The sequence below is a fragment of the Zhenhengia sp. genome (assembly GCF_046966505.1).
Taxonomy (GTDB): Bacteria; Bacillota; Clostridia; order Lachnospirales; family Cellulosilyticaceae; genus Zhenhengia; species Zhenhengia yiwuensis.
Genome location: NZ_JBKVCH010000001.1, coordinates 104,412 through 122,128 on the forward strand (window position 1 = coordinate 104,412; position 17,717 = coordinate 122,128).

The window sequence follows — 17,717 nt, forward strand, 5'->3', positions numbered from 1 at the left end:
AGTCAATATTCATCTATCTTCATAGACATACCATCTTTTAATTCTACTAAAATAATATCTTCTCCTATTTTTTTTATGTTCTCCCAAGGAATAAGATACTCTGTTTCTCTACCAAAGAGCCCCATTACCTTTCCGGGACCAGGTACAACTAATTTTTTAACTTGTCCTGTTGTCCAATCAATTTCTACATCACAGATGTAACCAAGTCTTGCTCCATCTAGCGTATTAATAATTTCTTTGTGTTTCATATCACCTATACGCATTCGCTAATCCCCCTTATTTTATATAAAAATTAAATATATTTTTTCATATGCTTAAGTGCAGTCTTTTCTAATCGTGAAACTTGAGCTTGAGAAATTCCAATCTCATCAGCTACTTCCATTTGTGTTTTGCCTGCAAAAAATCGTAATGTTAAAATATGTTTTTCTCTACTATTTAGTCTCTTCATTGCTTCTTTAAGTGAAATATTTTCTAACCATATATCATCTTGACTCTTCTCATCACTTACTTGATCCATAATATAAAGCGCATCACTTTCATCATGATAAACAGGTTCAAATAAAGAGATAGGATCTTGAATAGCATCTAATGCAAAAACAACATCTTCTTTAGGCAAGCCCAGCTCTGCTGCAATCTCCTGTATATTAGGCTCCTTTGCATTTTGTCTTGTAAGCTTTTCCTTGGCTTGTAAGGCTTTATACGCAGTATCCCTTAACGATCTACTTACACGTATAGAATTATTGTCTCTTAAGTAACGTCTAATTTCTCCAATAATCATAGGGACTGCATAAGTGGAAAACTTGACATTTTGGGTGACATCAAAATTATCAATAGCCTTAATAAGTCCTATACAACCTACTTGGAATAGGTCATCTACATGCTCCCCTCTATTATTAAACCTTTGAATAACACTAAGAACAAGTCTTAAATTACCATATATATATTCTTCCCTAGCATGTAAATCTCCCTGTTCTATTAGCTTAAATAAGATTTCTTTTTTTTCATTTGAAAGAATGGGTAGTTTTGCAGTGTTTACCCCACAAATTTCTACTTTATTTATTGCCATGCAGATTCCTCCTAGTCATACCATTAAGTATTACATAAGCATATAAATAAGCATCTCCATCCTTAGTTATTTTATGCACAGCCTTAACTCATTCTAGTAATTTCCTTTTTTAGTCTCAATATAATCTTCTTTTCTAATCTAGAAATATAAGATTGAGAAATCCCTAATAAATCTGCTACTTCTTTTTGTGTTTTTTCTTTACCTTGTGTATTAAACCCAAATCTTAATTCTACAATTTCACGTTCTCTTTCAGATAACTTTTCAAGTGCCTGCTTAAGTAAAGTCTTATCCACTTCATCCTCAATATTCCGATAAATAATATCCGATTCTGTTCCTAAAATATCTGAAAGAAGTAGTTCATTACCATCCCAGTCTACATTGAGTGGCTCATCTATAGAAATTTCAATTTTAAGCTTATTCGTACGTCTTAAATACATTAAAATTTCATTTTCAATACATCTTGATGCATAAGTTGCAAGCTTAATTTTTTTTTCGGGATTAAAAGTATTGATAGCTTTAATTAATCCAATCGTACCAATAGAAATCAAATCTTCCATACCTATCCCTGTATTTTCAAACTTACGTGCAATATATACTACAAGTCTTAAATTACGTTCTATAAGAACATTTTTGACACGTTCTAAAGTTTGTCTATCATCTTTATATTTACTGATACAAGTTACCAAAGACTCTTCTTCTTGTTTTGTAAGTGGTGGTGGTAATACTTCACTTCCACCAATATAGTGAACAGGTTGTTTATATCTTAATAAATAACACCCTGCCATCTTCTTAATCCACGCAATACAATATGCTACATAACCTCTTAACTTCATTTCACATCCTCCTTATGGTCTTAACAAATAATCTGGATGAATAAGTGCACTATAATTTTGTCTATTAAAAACTTGATTTTGTACAACACCTATTACACATTCATCAAAAACTTGGCAGTAGGCCCCCTTGCTTATGGTCATATGATCTACGACTATACCAAGTAGAATACCTTCCTTACATCCTATACTTTCATAAGGAATAAGATAAATCTTGGCCATTTCCTGATGTACTTTATTTAATGACTCTTGTATGCCATATTTAAAACACTCACTCATAACGCCTTTTTCACCTTCTGACAATAAGGGTTTCACGTCCTCATAAGGTACGACACTTACTGGTTTATGAGAAGAAAGCGTGTAAAGACAATTGCCCGAATCTAAAAAACCTTTAAGCTGGATATGTTCTCCATCCTTACATAAACTCAGATCATATTCAAAATGAGGCATGATAAAACGCTTTCTTATAAAATTAGAACTTAAATAAATAATTAAACAGATCATCCCTCCTATTAAAATAGGGATTATCATAGAAAGTGAATGAACTATCCCTAGCGCTAAACATATATAGTAACTGTTAAATACAGCTCCTCCTATTAAAAATGCTGCAAAATGGCTGATCAGAAATACTTTTATAAACATTTTTAAGGTGTTCGGTTTAAAAATCATAAGGATAGGCATAATAGGTATGAAAAAATAATATAAATAAAGAGGTAGATTATGTAATACTGGCACAATAAGCCCTAGGCAATACAGTCCTGCAGCTAAGATACTACCTATGATAAGATTGCTTTTTTTTATAGAATGATTAAATATAATAGCAGCAATGACAAAAATATAAAAATCCATAATCAAATTGAGTATAAATAAAACATCTATATATAGGACTTGCACCATACCTCCCCCCCTCTTGGCTACAAAAATATTTTATAGCATCTTCTATACAAATTTTGTAAAACTGAAGAAAATATAAAAAAAAAGATACGACAATTATCGTATCTTTTTTTATGTTATCTAGAACGTCTTAAAAAATGTGGAATTTCTACTTGTACCTCAGGCGCTTTATGTACTTCTTCTTTTTTTATTGAAACTTCTTCATGTTTCATTGCTTGAGGAGCCGTTTCTGCTACCACTTGTTTAGGCTGTTCAAAACGTTGAGGAATAATCTCTTTATTATGGAAATCCGTTGCAATAACTGTAATAACAATTTCATCTCCAAGTTCTTCATTAATAGAAGTACCAAAAATAATTTCTGCATCTGGGTCAACACATTCACAAATAAGATTAGCACCCATATTAGCTTCCATAAGCCCTAATGACTCACCACCAGCCATGTTAATTAGAACACATCTTGCACCATCAATGGTTGTATCAAGAAGTGGGCTACTGATTGCTTGTTTGATTGCTTCTTCTGCACGATTTTCACCTGATGCACGTCCAATACCCATATGTGCAACACCTTTGTTGTTCATAATAGTACGTACATCCGCAAAGTCTAGGTTAATAACCCCTGGATTAGAAATAAGGTCTGCAATACCTTGTACACCTTGTTGAAGTACATCATCTGCTTTACTAAAAGCTTCAAGCATTGTTGTTTTCTTATCAATAACTTGTAAAATCTTATCATTTGGAATAATAACAAGTGTATCTACTGATTTCTTAAGTTCTTCAATACCTTTTTCAGCATTTAACATACGTTTTCTTCCTTCAAAACCAAAAGGTTTTGTTACAACTCCTACTGTTAAAATGCCTTGTTCTTTTGCAATACTTGCAATAACTGGTGCAGCACCTGTCCCAGTACCACCGCCCATTCCAGCTGTGATAAATAACATATCTGTACCTTTAATAGCTTGTACAATTTCTTCACGGCTTTCTTCAGCAGATTTTGTTCCAATTTCAGGATTTGCACCTGCACCAAGTCCTCTTGTCATTTTTTCACCAATTTGTATTTTTGTTGGTGCTTGAGAACGAGATAATGCTTGATGATCTGTATTAATTGTAATAAAATCGACACTTGCTAAGCCTTTTTCAATCATTCTATCTACGGCGTTGTTACCACCGCCACCAACACCTATTACTTTAATTTGAGCTCCTTGGCATTCATGTTCCATACAAAATTCGAGCAAGACTACTCCCCCTTTATTCATTCGCATATGACTATATTTAAGGTATAATATAAAACACTCTTAATCAAACAATCTATTACTAATCTAGCGGCGTCAAAACAGCTTGTCCGTCTTGAATGTACGATAAATCTAATATTCCCATGGAATAATTATTATTTACCTGTATTAACCATTTTATTTTTTCGTCAAAATTTCTGATATTACCAATTATAACATTTAACTTACCAACATACAAGTGGATTTCTTCTAGATTTGAGACGTCTATAACATCTATTTCCTTTAAAAAATCATATTTTGACAAGATAGTAACCATTTCTTTTACTGTATCTACTTTTTCCTCATTTCCTATCCCTATTTTTTCGCCAATTGAGAAATATTCAAATTGCATACCTTCTAATAAAGGTAATTCAAACCTTTTACTTTTACTTTGCTCAAGCACTTTCCCCTTTTGATCAATGCATAGAAAGCTATCATGAAACTGTATGTATCCTAATAGCTGATTTTCTACTACGTTTACAGTCAAACGATTGGGAAATTCATAATTTATTTGTACTTCTTCTACAAATGGAAGTTCTGTAATATGTTTAATAGCTATTTTTTTATTGAGACTTAGAGGGTGCATATTCAGTACTATGCCCCCCTCTTTTAAAATTTCCTCTTCTGTATAGTAATGAGTACTTGTTACATCAATCTGCTCAATACGCCAAATAGGTAAAAATAAAAGTATCACAAATATAAGACCTATAATTGCTAAGACATATAATCCCTTTTTGAGTACTATTTTCTCATTTCCTCTCATGTATCTTACTCCTTTCATTAACGCCACATACTAAATAGGACATTTATAAGCTTTCTTATAAATGTCCTATCTGTATTACTCCTTTGGTTTTCCTATAGCTGCTGTTCGCGATATATTAACTAATATTCCTAAAGAACCTAATAAGATTAGCAGAGCCGTTCCCCCATAACTTACCATAGGAAGCTGCATCCCTGTAGTTGGAATACTATTGGTATTAACAGCTACATTAATAAGCACCTGTACAGCAATCATTCCCGATATACCCGTAGCTACTAAAGCTCCAAAGAAATCATCTGCATGCGCTGCAACGGAGAATCCTCTTAAAACAAGTACGGCATATGCTAATAGTAATAAGGCTGCTCCTACAAGTCCTAATTCTTCACAAATAACAGCAAAAATAATATCATTGTGAGGTTCTGGTAAAAATCCTAGTTTCTGTACACCTAATCCTAAACCTGTACCAAATAGTCCTCCTGAACCTATAGCATAGAGCGACTGAATAGGTTGATAACCTCCACCTACAGGATCAATCCAGGGATCTTGCCAAATACGAATACGGTCTAATCTATAAGGCTTAAAGATTTCTCCTAAAAAGCCTCCAAGTTCTATATTATTTACTGCAATATAATAAATCCACATGATAGCTGCTCCCCCTACAACTATCCCTAATATGTAGTACCATATCTTCGGTGTAGACACAAATAAAATAAGTAAACCTACAAAAGCTACAACAATAGCAGAACTAAGGTTCTCTACAGCAATAATAACAGTAGGTACTAATACAATGAGTCCACCGATAAGTAAATAGCGTATTTTATCAAGCTTCTTCCTATACTTTAAAATATACGAAGAAAGCATGATAATAACACCTATTTTAACTACTTCTGAAGGTTGAAATTGAATAGGTCCAATTTCAATCCATCTTGTAGCTCCATTAACATTTTTACCAAATACAAATAAACTTAGTGCAAGTAAAATCGATATACCGTACAAAAGTCCTGCTATCTTAATATTAGCCAAAATACGGTAATTAAAAAAGTATGTTACACAAAACATCACGCCAATACCTGCAATACCAACTAATAATTGACGTTTTGCAAATCTAAAAGGGTCTCCAAAGTTAGTCATACCATGATAGTGACTAGCACTATAAACCATTACAACTCCAAATCCAACAATTAAAATAATCATTGTGATGAGTAAAAAATCTGGGGCGTGTTTTAACGTAACTTTTTTCTTTTTAGTAAGTGTTTTTGATGTTGCCATTTACATCACCCTTCCAAATGATTCACAATTTCTTTAAAAATCTGACCTCTTTGTTCATAACTTTCAAACATATCCCAACTTGCGCAAGCTGGTGATAATAATACACATTCATTAGCCTGTGCATTTTGATAAGCTGCTTTTATAGCTGCTTCAAAAGTCTCAAAAGTTTCTACAGCATCAAAATGCTGTATTTTACATTCTTCTAGAATTTGATCCTTACATTCACCAATAACATAAAGCTTCTTAACTCTGCCAGTAAATAATTTCACCCATTCTGTAAAGGAAATCTTTTTGTCCATTCCACCACCAATTAAGTGAATAGGTTTATTCATAGAAATAAGTCCTGGAATAGCAGCTCCAACATTGGTTGCTTTAGAGTCATTGAAATAGTCCACACCTTTTTTAGTGCATACAAATTCTAAGCGATGCTCAACACCAGCAAACTTTTGGATTTCTTCTTTGATAACCTCTTCTGGAACACCAAATGCCTTGCAGATGGCAATAGCAGCTAATGCATTTTCGATATTATGTGCACCTACTATTTTTAAATCTTTAATAGCACAGACAAGCTCTTGCCTATCCCCTATATTTTCATAAAGGCTCGTACCATCTGAGAAAGCTCCTCGTAAGGTAGATTTTTGGTTATTGAAAGTTATGACTTGACCTGATGCAAGCTTTTTCGCTTCTTCAAAATACTCATCTTGTTCGTTTAGAATCACATAATCTACATCAGACTGATTTATAAAAACTTGATATTTAGCTTTACAGTAATTTTCCATTGTTTTATGTCTATTAAGGTGATCTGGCGTAATATTTAAAATGGCAGATACTTTAGGATGGAAAGTTTCAATGGTTTCTAGTTGAAAACTACTTACTTCAGCTACAACAACACCACTTTCAGGAATATGTAATACATCTTCACTAAAAGCTCTTCCAATATTCCCTACTACATATGTGTTAGGATTATAAGCTTTTATAATTTGTCCTACTAAAGATGTGGTTGTTGTTTTACCATTAGTTCCTGTAATGGCTACAATAGGTGCCTTACAGAAAGTTGCTGCATACTCAAGTTCACCTATTACTTTTTTACCCTTCTTTATAGCTTCTTCTATAAAGGGTAAATCAAGTGGTACACCAGGACTTACAATAATAAGATCGTATGAATCAAGGCTTATAGAAGGTTCAAAAATAAACTGAACCCCCTCCCCTTGTAAAATATCAATACGTTCTTGGTCATCCTTGTGAAATTGATTATATGTTTTTTTATCATAAACACTTACATGATAGCCATCTTTTGTAGCAAGTCTAGCTGCTGCTAAACCACTTCGTGCACATCCTATAATAATAGCTGTGTTTTCATTATGCTTCATTTTTATATCCCCCTATAATGCTATTAAACCAATGAGACAAAGCATAGCTGTAACAATTGAGAACACTGTCACAACTTTTGTTTCTGGCCAGCCACTTAATTCAAAGTGATGATGAATAGGTGCCATTTTAAAGATACGTTTTTTCGTTCTTTTAAAATAAGCAACCTGAATAATAACAGATAAGTTTTCAATAACATAAATCAGACCCACAATAGGAATAAAAAGTGGCATCTTCATGACAAATGCTGTAGCAACTACAAAACCACCTAGTGCTAAAGAACCTGTATCACCCATAAAAACTTTAGCTGGATACGTATTAAAGAGTAAAAATCCTAGCAAACTACCTACCGCTGCTGATGCAATAGGTACAACTTCACTCATTCCCATAAAAGCTACTGCTGCAAAAAAAGTTGCAACAAGTACTGTAACACTAGATGCTAGCCCATCTAATCCATCTGTTAAATTTACTGCATTTACTGTAGCAATGACTCCAATGATTAATAATGGCCAATAGAATAGACCAATATCAAATACTTTCCCATCTGTAAATGGTAGAATAATACTTGTATCTACGCCTACATAAGCATAAAGTAAGTAAGCAAAAATTAAAGTCACAATAAGTTGCCCGATAATCTTTTGCATCGGTGTAAGTCCTAATGAACGTTTTTTAACAATTTTAATATAATCATCTAAAAATCCAATTAACCCAAATCCCAGAGTAACAAATAAAATAGTCTGCAAAGACTTATTTCCTGGCATAAAAATTAAGCTTGTTAATGTCATACTTGCTAAAATAATAATACCACCCATTGTAGGAGTTCCTGATTTTTTAAGATGTGAACTTGGTCCATCATCTCTTACATTTTGACCAAATTTAAGTCGTCTTAAAAATGGAATAACGATTGGACTCATTACAATATTTAAACAAAATGCAATAAGTACTGCATAAAATGCCTCATTTTTCATTATCATTCACCTTTCCTATTGCCTTAACAATTTCTTCAAATTGCATACCCCTTGATGCTTTGAGCAAAACTGTATCATTTTCATGAAGAATCTGTGCAAGATCAGTGATAAAAGTTTGTTTATCTTTATAGTAACTTACCTCTAAATTTTTATCTTCACATTGTTTTGCGCCTTTAGCGATATGCTCTGCAAGATCTCCTACAGCATACAATACATCTATTTTTTGCATAGCTGCGTATCTACCTACTTCTTCGTGTAGACTTGGAGCAAAATCACCCATTTCAAACATATCTCCAAGTATAGCTACCTTTCTACCTGGTGCTTTATAGTCTGCTAAGACCTTTAATGCAGCCTTCATAGAGTCAGGGCTTGCATTATAGGTATCATCCATAACGGTTAGTCCTTGTTTTGTTTGTGTTATATTCATACGCATCTTACTTGGTATATATGCCATAAGTCCATCTAAAATATCTTGTTTTGATAAGCCTAGTTGATCTGCAATGGCAATAGCAACTAGACTGTTATAAACCATGTGTATTCCTAATGCAGGAATTGCAATAGGATAAGTATCTTTTGGTGTTATAATTGTAGCATATGTCATATGCCCTTCAGAATAGACATTTGTACAATAATAATCATTTGTTTCTAATTCACCATAAGTAATGATTGGGTGTTCGCTAGATGTCACTGCTTTTAACAGCTTATCATCTCCATTAACAAATAAAGGTGCACCTTTTTGAAGACCATCTAAAATCTCTAACTTAGCTTTTAAGATTCCTTCTTGGCTACCTAAGTTCTCAATATGAGATGTTCCTACATTCGTAATAACACCCATGTTCGGAGCTGCTGTAACACTTAATCTATGAATTTCATTAAAATGATTCATACCCATTTCAATAACTGCTACTTCATGCCCTTCATCAAGACCAAACAAAGTAAGTGGTAAGCCTATTTCATTATTAAAATTTCCTTGCGTCTTTAATACATTAAACTTGGCACTTAAAACTGCTGCAATCATATCTTTTGTAGAAGTTTTTCCTACACTGCCTGTTACTGCAACAACTGGAATCTGAAAAAGACTACGGTAGTAAGCTGCTAAATCTAACAAAGCTTTTTGTGTACTTGCTACAAAAATATGAATAATATTTTCATCTCTAATGGTTGTTTCTTCTGTCAAAGTAGCAAGTGCCCCTTTTGCTGCTACATCCGGAATAAAATCATGTGCGTTAAAACGTTCTCCTATAAGAGGGACAAATAAAGTGTTAGGCCCTACTTTTCTAGAATCTATCTCAATAGATGTAATTAAGTTATGCCCACTAGAAGGGGGATTTAAACATCGTCCCCCTATAGCTGCAATAATATCTTGTAATACAAGTTTCATTACTGTTCCCCCTGTATAAAATCTCTTACAATCTCCGAATCATCGAAATGGATAATGCGATCTTTAAGAATTTGATAGTTCTCATGACCTTTTCCTGCAATAAGTACTACATCATCTTTATTTGCACGGGAAAGTGCATGCATAATAGCCTCTTTACGATCTTCCATCTTCACATAATCCACCACATGTCTTTTAACTCCTACTTCTACTTGATCTAAGATAACAAGAGGATCTTCACTTCTAGGATTATCTGATGTAATAATGACTTCATCTGAATACATTGCTGCTACTTCACCCATAATCGGTCGTTTAGTATTATCTCTGTCACCACCACAACCAAATACTGTGATAATACGTCCTTTAGCAAACTGCTTGATTGTTTCAAGTACATTTTCAAGCCCATCTGGTGTATGTGCATAATCTACTAAAACGCTATAACCTTTTGTTGAAATAAAAGACTGTACACGTCCAGGTACACCCTTCACATTTTTCAAAGCATGAAGGATATGGTCCATAGGCAAGCCTAATTGTTTAGCTGCACAAATAACTGCTAACGTATTGTATACTGTAAACTTGCCCGGAATAGGTACTTCCACTTGATACTTTTCTTCTGGTGTTGTAAGTATATAAGTTACACCTTGAGCTGTAATATGAATATCTGAAGCTCTATAATCTGAAGGTGTATCAATACCATAAGTCATGACCTTGCAAGTAGCATCTTCTTTCATAATATGTGCATAAGGGCTATCATGATTGATAATACCGATTTGGCAGAGTTTAAAGAGTTTAGCCTTTGCTTTTGCATAATTATCCATTGTTTTGTGAAAGTCTAAATGATCTTGTGTTAAGTTTGTGAAAATACCTATTTTAAAATCACATCCATCTACACGGTGTAATTCAAGTGCATGTGAAGAAACTTCCATAAGACAATGGCTTACCTCTTCTTCGCACATAGTATGAAGAAGTTTTTGTAAATCTGCTGATTCAGGTGTTGTGTGCTGAGATTTTAAAATAGTTGTGCCAATACGATTCTCAATCGTTCCAATAATTCCTATTTTTTGCTTATACGCTTCTAAAATCTGTCCTAACAAAAAGGTAATACTTGTTTTACCATTTGTTCCTGTTATCCCTATTAAATCCAGTTTTAAAGAAGGATGATTATAGAAGTTTGTTGCAAGATTCGCCATGACAATACGTGTATTATTTACGCGTATTACTGTAATCCCCTCTTCTTCTATTGTAACCGGGTCTTCTACAACAACTGTTTTTGCACCATTTTCTATGGCAGCTTTAATATATTTATGGCCATCTACTGTAAATCCTTTAATGGCAATAAAAAGACCATTTACCGTTTTCACACGTGAGTCATATATAATAGAATCTACCTCTTGATTAATTTCACCACAAATCAAGTCGTAGTTTATATCTTTTAGCAACGTTATGAGTTTCATAACAACCTCCCAAGTACTTATTTAACAAATATCTTAGTTATTATATCACGTCTTTAGAGGATAAAAAAGAGAAGTTACTCAGTATAGAGGATAATTTTACTATTTTTATTAATAATCTCTTTAGCTATTGGAAATTGTCTGACTACACTGTTTCCTTCACCCTTAATCTCAACGGTTACACCATTCTCATGGGCCAAGTTTTTTGCCTCTTTAATAGATAAAGTATTAAAGTCTGGCACAATAATTGTCTGTACCTCTTCAAGTTCTTTTTCTTTTTCTGTGTAAACAGGCTCAATTCCTAGATAAGGAAGTGTATTACACATAATTTCTTTCATAACAGGACCTGCTACAGTCCCCCCATAATAAGTCCCCTTTGGTTCATCAATAAGTACTAATCCTATAACTTGTGGATTTTCAGCCGGTGCAAAGGCCATAAAAGAAGCAATATATTTTCCGGAACCTCTAGGAAGTTTTTGAGAGGTTGCAGTTTTACCTCCAATGCGATATCCCGGTATGTATGTTTTACTACCTGTTCCCTCACTTACAACACTCTCTAGTATTGTTTTGAGCTGCTCACTTGTCTTAGTAGATATAAGCTGTTCACCTTGAGGGTATTCAAAAACTTGTAGACTTTCCCCGTTGTCATCTACAATTTCTTTCCCAAGATGGGGTGTGATGACATGCCCCCCATTAATCATAGCCGATGCAGAAGTCAAAAGTTGAATCGGTGTAATCTGGAAAGACTGTCCAAAAGACATAGTCGCTAGCTCTACCGGCCCTATATTTTTTTCTGCATGCAAAATACCTGTTGCTTCACCTGGAAGGTCAATACCAGTTTTGCTGTTAAACTTAAATTTAATCATATAATCATAAAACTGTTTAGCCCCTAATCGTTCTGCTACATCCATAAAAACAGGGTTACAGGAGTTTTGAACGCCTTGCACAAAAGTTTGATGTCCGTGACTTCTTGGACTTCTCCAGCACTTAATGGTACGTCCTGCTACAACACGTGATCCTCCACAATTAAACTCACTTTCAGGTGTAATCACACCACTTTCAAGTCCCATAGCAGAAGTAAATACTTTAAAAGTAGATCCTGGTTCATAAGTATCATTAATAGTAAAGTTACGCCACATCTGGTTCAAATAGTCTTGCTGCTCCTTATTCGTAAAAGTATGCCAAGCTGCTTCAAGTTCTGGATTATTAATAGTAAATGGCTCATTTAGATTAAAAGTAGGTGCATTAGCCATAGCATAGATTTCACCATTCTGAGGATTCATTAAAATAATCGTTCCTCTACTAGCCTGTTTTTCTTCTACAATCTTATCAATAGCCTGCTGTGCATATTGCTGCAAAGTCACATCTAAAGTAGTCACCAAATGGCTACCATTTTGGGGATCTATTCTTACTTCTGCTTCCTCTGTTCTTCTTTCTCCTCTACCATTGGTCTCCATCAAAATCTTACCTGGTGTCCCTTTTAAGTAGGAATCATACTGCACTTCAAGACCTACAATACCTTGATTATCTTTTCCTACAAAACCTATAACCTGAGCTGCCAACTCGTTATAAGGATAATACCTTTTAGAATCCTCATCTACTTTTACGCCTGGCAAGTTCATATTACGAATCTCATCTGCCACTTCTTTATCTACTTTAGTTTTAATACGTTCAAATGCTACGCGCTTAGTTACCTTCTTATAGACATCTTCATAACTCATTTCTAGCTTTTCTGCTAAGATTTTAGATATCATAGCAGGTTCTGTTACCTGAGCATGTACAACACCTATAGTAGATACAGAAGCACTCTTTGCAATAACCTCTCCATTTCGATCATAAATTGTTCCTCTAGTTGGTGATATAAGCCTATCTCTAGTATGTTGTTCAAGTGCTTTCCCTTGCAAGAAACTTCCCATAACAATCTGAACATAACCTAATCGTATAATCATGACTATTGTCATCACTGCAAACATAGCACTTACAAAGACTATACGCTTTTTGATTGCTGTAGGTACTTGTTTTTTCATCACAGCAAAAACCTCCCTTTTAAAAATACGTCTTAACTAAATGTATTTTTAAAAGGGAGGCTTTATTCACATTATTGTACGGTTTGTACAAATATTTTATGCCCTTTTTCTATTTTAGTACCTGCTTTAGGGATTTGATGATTAATTTTTTCATCCGTATATCCTTCTAAAGTAAATAAACCTGATGTGGCTTTTTTAGCATCTTCTAAGGATAACCCTATAAGATTAGGTACTTGTACAATGTTTTCAGGATTTTCTGCCTCTAAATAAATTTTAACTGTATTTTCATAAGGAAGTTTAGTACCCGCTGTAGGATATTGATTTATAATTTTATTTCCTACACCAATTACTTCATAGTTAAGGTGTTCTGTTTCTAGTCTTGTTATACCATCTGTTACATCTAGTCCAGTAACACTTGGTACAACTGCCATATTAACAACAGGGGCGTCATTATCTCCTGTTGGCTCAATTCCTAAATAAGGAAGTACATTTTCCATAATTTCTTTAAAAGCCAAACTTTGCGCCTTCGTATCTTCTGGAATCTCATCAAAGAGAATAAGTGCTATAACTTGTGGGTCTTCTAATGGCGCATACCCCATAAAAGAAAGAATATGTTTATCTTGCCCACGTGGAAGTTTTTCAGCTGTACCTGTTTTCCCTCCCACTGTATAACCTGCTACAGCTGCCGGTGTACCTGTACCATAACTCACTACAGCTTCCATATATTCAGAAACCTGAGAAGCCACTTCTTCTGAGAAGATCTGCCTCTTAATCTGAGGTGTATTTTGCATGATAATGTTATTCTGATAGTTAACTACACTGGATACTATGTAAGGCTGCATAAGATTTCCTCCATTAATTAAAGAAGAAAAAGCAGTAATAAGTTGAATAGGTGTAATAGTAAACGACTGTCCCATTGAACTTGTTGCCTTTTGGACAGGTCCTAACTTATTAAGTTCATGAATCATACCTGTTGCTTCTCCAGGTAAGTCAATCTGTGTAATATCATTAAATCCAAATCTAATAAAGTAATCATAGAAAACTTCATCTGGAATATTTTTACTGATCTCAATCATAGCAGAGTTACAAGAATTCGCTAAAGCCTGTTCTAGTGTCTGTATGCCATGTCCACCTCGTTTCCAGCACTTAATCGTCTCTGGTCCTACTTTATTAGAACCTGTACAATTATAGAGTGTATCTGGGTTAATATAACCTTCTTCAAGACCTGCTGCTACTAATAGCGGTTTAAAGGTAGACCCAGGTTCATAAGGATTCTGTGTGTTAAAGTTTTTCCATGCTCTATTAAGCGCTAGAGCCTGATCCTCACTCTTTAAACTATCCCATTTTTCTTTTCCCATTTGTTCAGATAAATCTGTATAGTGATTCGGATCATAATAAGGATAAGAATACATGGCATAAATTTCACCAGTTTTAGGATTCATGACAAGTGCAGCTGCATTAAGTGGACTTAGTTCCTTGACATATTTGTTCATTGTCTGTTCTACATACTGTTGAATGACTTCATCTATCGTCAATACAACTGTATGACCATTTTGAGCAGCTGCTACTTCTGTAGTCACAATACTAGATTGTTGCATTCTTGAGAAAATACGACCGGTCTTACCAAGTAAATACTTGTTATAAGCCTGCTCTACCCCATACTGCCCCTCTGTTTTATTATAAAACCCAATAGCTTGAGCTGCTAAACTTCCTTTAGGATAATTCCGTATAAAGCTTTCCTCAAAGTATACCCCTTGGATCTTTTGCTCTTTTAGCTTAGTCATATCCTCTGCACTAATATCTTTCATGAAGATTTTATAATGAGAGTCTTTATGATTATTTACTAAAGCTGCAATTTCTTCTACAGTTTTACCTGAATACTCAGCTAAAACCTGATAAGTTTTTTGTCTAGGCCCTTCCTTTACCTCTTCTAAAAGAATTTTAGGATCTAGAATAATATGATAAGAAAGGGTGCTTGCTGCAACTGTTTTGTTATTACGATCTACAATCGTCCCTCTTAAAGCTTCTACTTCACGCTCTGTACTCATCATACGCGTACGTACTTCTTTTTCAAATTCTTCACCTTTAACGAATTTGAAATATCCTATACGTCCCACTAAGGTAACAATACAAATGAACATTAAAAACTTTACTACCTGAATACGATTGTTTAAACGTTTCATAGGTTCTATTGATTTGACTTTTTTCTTCTTTTTCGTCGCCATAACCATACCTCTTATTCATTATAACGTGTATAACTCTCCTGCGCTGTTGTAATATACACAACCTGATGTGGCAATGGTTCTGACATATTAAGTTTTTCTTCAGCGACAGTTTGAATATGTTCTAAGTTCAGGTTGGTTGCAATGGTTGCCCTGACGCTATTGATCGTACTTTGTGTTTCCCTAATTTCTGCATTAATAAGCTTTAATTCTCTTTGTTTAATTGCTAAGTTAGATGTAACATGTACAAATGAAAAAGCACCCGCAAATAAAAGTAAGCCACAAGTTGTCATTTTTAAACCAAAGATAATATCTTCTTTTGATCGTTTCTTTGGTTTAGGTCTCTTAAGTGGTGTAAAATCAGGCTTTTCATTTGGAACACCATATGGCATATATGGATATTTAGGTGCTTCACTGCCGTATTGATAATCATATCTTTTGTATGAATGGTCGGCCATCTCTTTCCCTCCTGAACAACATTTACGTTATTTTTATATCTTTTCTATAATTCTTAATTTTGCACTTCTTGCGCGAGGGTTAAATTCTAGTTCTTCTTTAGATGGTAATATAGGTTTTCTTGTTACTACTTTTACCTGTGGTCTATTCCCACATACACATACTGGAATATTTTTTGGACATGTACATGGATCTTCCAACTCTCTAAATGTGTGTTTAACAATACGGTCCTCTATAGAATGGAATGTAATAATGCAAAGTCTTCCACCTTTTTTAAGATAAGGCACCGCATCTAAAATAGTAGGTCTAATAATATCAAGTTCCTTATTTACTTCTATGCGAATAGCCTGGAAAGTTCTTTTAGCTGGATGTGGACCTTCTTTTCTTGCTTTATAAGGAATGGCGCTTTTAATAATTTCTACAAGTTCATATGTTGTTTCAACAGGCTTTGTAGCACGAGATTCCACAATAAAAGTTGCAATACGTTTTGCCCACTTTTCTTCCCCATAAGATTTAATTACCCTAAAAAGTTCTTCTTCGCTATACTCATTGACTACATCATAAGCAGAAAAAGTTGCTTCCTGATTCATACGCATATCCAGTGGTGCATCATGCATATAAGAAAATCCTCTAGAAGGTTCATCTAACTGATGCGAAGACACCCCAAGGTCAATGAGCATACCATCTACACCTTCTGCTGCATATTCTTTTAAAATTTCTCCTACATTAGAAAAGTTATTATGCACAAGTGTTACTTCAGGTGCAACTTCTGCTAGCCTTTCTTTAGATACTTTAAGTGCATTTGTATCTTGATCAATGCCTATAAAGTGTCCTTTTTTAGAAAGCCTTTTACATACTTCCTTTGCATGTCCAGCTCCACCTAATGTGCCATCTGCATAAGTTCCATCTGGCTTAATGGCTAAACCTTCTATACATTCTTCTAATAATACTGATACGTGTTTAAATTCCATAATCATTCACCTCTATATTCCTAATGATTCCATTTGTTCCGCTAAAGCATTTGCATCAAAAGCATCTTCATTATAGGCATCCCACTTATTGCTGCTCCATACTTCTACTCTGTTACCCATCCCTATAAATACTATGTCTTTTTCTATACTGGAATATACTTTCAAATGACTTGGAATAAGAATTCTTCCCTGCTTATCAGGTGTACATTCTACAGCCCCCGCTAAGAAAAAACGTACAAATTTACGGGCATTTATATTAGTTAAAGGTAGCTCTTTAAGTTTTTGTTCAAAGCTTATCCATTCATCTTGTGGGTAAATAAACAAACAGCCATCTAAACCCTTTGTCAGAACAAAGCATGCTCCAAGTTGCTCACGATACTTAGCTGGTACAATAACCCGGCTTTTTTCATCTAGGCTATGCTGGTATTCACCAATGAACATGCTCCACTTCTCCCCCTTTTTACCCCACTTCAAACCACTTTTAACCACTTTCTTCTATTCTATTGCTTTATGGCAGACTTTTCAAGTAAAAATTGAGTAAAAGAAAAAAAACTAGTACATTGCTGTACTAGTTTTAAGCGCTATATTCTTTATAATATTGTACAATTAATTCATCTAGTTCTGTGCTTATAGTGTATAATTCTCGCATATGATCCGTGTAGTCGTTGCTGTTTTCTACAAGACTATTTAGACGTATTTGTAAATCTACAATACGCCTCTTGGTTGTTGTATTCATATCAATCCCTCCACTATATATACTACTTTTCTCTCTATATTTTTATTATAGTA

Annotated in this window: 17 protein-coding genes; all 17 read right to left on the reverse strand. The window is 34.2% G+C overall.

Annotated elements, in window-relative coordinates; genetic code table 11:
• Positions 1-2 precede the first annotated feature (2 nt).
• Positions 3-263 (reverse strand): YlmC/YmxH family sporulation protein, encoded by a 261-nt coding sequence (locus ACLTBU_RS00510; protein WP_177669857.1) that lies wholly within the window; start codon positions 261-263, stop codon positions 3-5.
• 29 nt (positions 264-292) lie between these two features.
• Positions 293-1,066, reverse strand: a complete 774-nt coding sequence (gene sigG / locus ACLTBU_RS00515; RefSeq protein WP_177669855.1) for an RNA polymerase sporulation sigma factor SigG — start codon at positions 1,064-1,066, stop codon at positions 293-295.
• 83 nt (positions 1,067-1,149) lie between these two features.
• Positions 1,150-1,851: an RNA polymerase sporulation sigma factor SigE gene (gene sigE, locus ACLTBU_RS00520; protein WP_412217337.1), complete on the reverse strand. Its 702-nt coding sequence runs from the start codon at positions 1,849-1,851 to the stop codon at positions 1,150-1,152.
• 60 nt (positions 1,852-1,911) lie between these two features.
• The gene (locus ACLTBU_RS00525; protein WP_412217071.1) at positions 1,912-2,793 is read right to left on the reverse strand and encodes a sigma-E processing peptidase SpoIIGA; all 882 of its coding nucleotides are present in this window, start codon (positions 2,791-2,793) and stop codon (positions 1,912-1,914) included.
• A 113-nt stretch (positions 2,794-2,906) separates the two neighbouring features.
• The gene (gene ftsZ / locus ACLTBU_RS00530; RefSeq protein ID WP_177669850.1) at positions 2,907-4,022 is read right to left on the reverse strand and encodes a cell division protein FtsZ; all 1,116 of its coding nucleotides are present in this window, start codon (positions 4,020-4,022) and stop codon (positions 2,907-2,909) included.
• A 79-nt stretch (positions 4,023-4,101) separates the two neighbouring features.
• Positions 4,102-4,821, reverse strand: coding sequence for an FtsQ-type POTRA domain-containing protein (locus tag ACLTBU_RS00535; RefSeq protein WP_177669848.1), 720 nt, complete (start codon positions 4,819-4,821; stop codon positions 4,102-4,104).
• 75 nt (positions 4,822-4,896) lie between these two features.
• Positions 4,897-6,087 carry an FtsW/RodA/SpoVE family cell cycle protein gene (locus ACLTBU_RS00540; protein WP_177669846.1) on the reverse strand — a complete coding sequence of 397 codons (1,191 nt, stop codon included), beginning with the start codon at positions 6,085-6,087 and terminating at the stop codon, positions 4,897-4,899.
• A 5-nt stretch (positions 6,088-6,092) separates the two neighbouring features.
• Entirely contained in the window at positions 6,093-7,457 is a 1,365-nt protein-coding gene (murD, locus tag ACLTBU_RS00545; protein WP_177669844.1) for a UDP-N-acetylmuramoyl-L-alanine--D-glutamate ligase, read from the reverse strand.
• 12 nt (positions 7,458-7,469) lie between these two features.
• Positions 7,470-8,423, reverse strand: coding sequence for a phospho-N-acetylmuramoyl-pentapeptide-transferase (gene mraY / locus ACLTBU_RS00550; RefSeq protein ID WP_177669842.1), 954 nt, complete (start codon positions 8,421-8,423; stop codon positions 7,470-7,472).
• Positions 8,413-9,804: a UDP-N-acetylmuramoyl-tripeptide--D-alanyl-D-alanine ligase gene (locus ACLTBU_RS00555; protein WP_412217072.1), complete on the reverse strand. Its 1,392-nt coding sequence runs from the start codon at positions 9,802-9,804 to the stop codon at positions 8,413-8,415. The genes mraY and ACLTBU_RS00555 overlap by 11 nt, the downstream gene beginning before the upstream one ends.
• The gene (locus ACLTBU_RS00560; protein WP_177669838.1) at positions 9,804-11,255 is read right to left on the reverse strand and encodes a UDP-N-acetylmuramoyl-L-alanyl-D-glutamate--2,6-diaminopimelate ligase; all 1,452 of its coding nucleotides are present in this window, start codon (positions 11,253-11,255) and stop codon (positions 9,804-9,806) included. Before ACLTBU_RS00560 ends, ACLTBU_RS00555 begins: the two co-directional genes overlap by 1 nt.
• Positions 11,256-11,329: 74 nt before the next feature.
• A complete protein-coding gene (locus tag ACLTBU_RS00565; RefSeq protein WP_412217340.1) occupies positions 11,330-13,279 on the reverse strand; it encodes a penicillin-binding transpeptidase domain-containing protein in 1,950 nt (649 codons plus the stop codon).
• 71 nt (positions 13,280-13,350) lie between these two features.
• Positions 13,351-15,504, reverse strand: coding sequence for a penicillin-binding transpeptidase domain-containing protein (locus ACLTBU_RS00570; protein ID WP_412217074.1), 2,154 nt, complete (start codon positions 15,502-15,504; stop codon positions 13,351-13,353).
• 11 nt (positions 15,505-15,515) lie between these two features.
• A complete protein-coding gene (locus tag ACLTBU_RS00575; RefSeq protein ID WP_177669835.1) occupies positions 15,516-15,959 on the reverse strand; it encodes a hypothetical protein in 444 nt (147 codons plus the stop codon).
• A 33-nt stretch (positions 15,960-15,992) separates the two neighbouring features.
• On the reverse strand, positions 15,993-16,928 hold the full coding sequence (gene rsmH, locus ACLTBU_RS00580) for a 16S rRNA (cytosine(1402)-N(4))-methyltransferase RsmH (protein WP_177669833.1): 936 nt from the start codon (positions 16,926-16,928) through the stop codon (positions 15,993-15,995).
• Between the two features lie 12 nt (positions 16,929-16,940).
• A complete protein-coding gene (mraZ, locus tag ACLTBU_RS00585) occupies positions 16,941-17,369 on the reverse strand; it encodes a division/cell wall cluster transcriptional repressor MraZ (protein WP_177669831.1) in 429 nt (142 codons plus the stop codon).
• Positions 17,370-17,502: 133 nt separating this feature from the next.
• A complete protein-coding gene (locus ACLTBU_RS00590) occupies positions 17,503-17,664 on the reverse strand; it encodes an aspartyl-phosphate phosphatase Spo0E family protein (RefSeq protein WP_177669829.1) in 162 nt (53 codons plus the stop codon).
• Positions 17,665-17,717 lie beyond the last annotated feature (53 nt).

Bases quoted from the DNA above. Each gene is read 5' to 3' on its own strand.
- ACLTBU_RS00510 (WP_177669857.1), bottom strand. From the start codon at position 263: ATGCGTATAGGTGATATGAAACACAAAGAAATTATTAATACGCTAGAT.
- sigG (WP_177669855.1), bottom strand. From the start codon at position 1,066: ATGGCAATAAATAAAGTAGAAATTTGTGGGGTAAACACTGCAAAACTA.
- sigE (WP_412217337.1), bottom strand. From the start codon at position 1,851: ATGGCAGGGTGTTATTTATTAAGATATAAACAACCTGTTCACTATATT.
- ACLTBU_RS00525 (WP_412217071.1), bottom strand. From the start codon at position 2,793: ATGGTGCAAGTCCTATATATAGATGTTTTATTTATACTCAATTTGATT.
- ACLTBU_RS00535 (WP_177669848.1), bottom strand. From the start codon at position 4,821: ATGAGAGGAAATGAGAAAATAGTACTCAAAAAGGGATTATATGTCTTA.
- ACLTBU_RS00540 (WP_177669846.1), bottom strand. From the start codon at position 6,087: ATGGCAACATCAAAAACACTTACTAAAAAGAAAAAAGTTACGTTAAAA.
- murD (WP_177669844.1), bottom strand. From the start codon at position 7,457: ATGAAGCATAATGAAAACACAGCTATTATTATAGGATGTGCACGAAGT.
- mraY (WP_177669842.1), bottom strand. From the start codon at position 8,423: ATGAAAAATGAGGCATTTTATGCAGTACTTATTGCATTTTGTTTAAAT.
- ACLTBU_RS00555 (WP_412217072.1), bottom strand. From the start codon at position 9,804: ATGAAACTTGTATTACAAGATATTATTGCAGCTATAGGGGGACGATGT.
- ACLTBU_RS00560 (WP_177669838.1), bottom strand. From the start codon at position 11,255: ATGAAACTCATAACGTTGCTAAAAGATATAAACTACGACTTGATTTGT.
- ACLTBU_RS00565 (WP_412217340.1), bottom strand. From the start codon at position 13,279: ATGAAAAAACAAGTACCTACAGCAATCAAAAAGCGTATAGTCTTTGTA.
- ACLTBU_RS00570 (WP_412217074.1), bottom strand. From the start codon at position 15,504: ATGGCGACGAAAAAGAAGAAAAAAGTCAAATCAATAGAACCTATGAAA.
- ACLTBU_RS00575 (WP_177669835.1), bottom strand. From the start codon at position 15,959: ATGGCCGACCATTCATACAAAAGATATGATTATCAATACGGCAGTGAA.
- rsmH (WP_177669833.1), bottom strand. From the start codon at position 16,928: ATGGAATTTAAACACGTATCAGTATTATTAGAAGAATGTATAGAAGGT.
- mraZ (WP_177669831.1), bottom strand. From the start codon at position 17,369: ATGTTCATTGGTGAATACCAGCATAGCCTAGATGAAAAAAGCCGGGTT.
- ACLTBU_RS00590 (WP_177669829.1), bottom strand. From the start codon at position 17,664: ATGAATACAACAACCAAGAGGCGTATTGTAGATTTACAAATACGTCTA.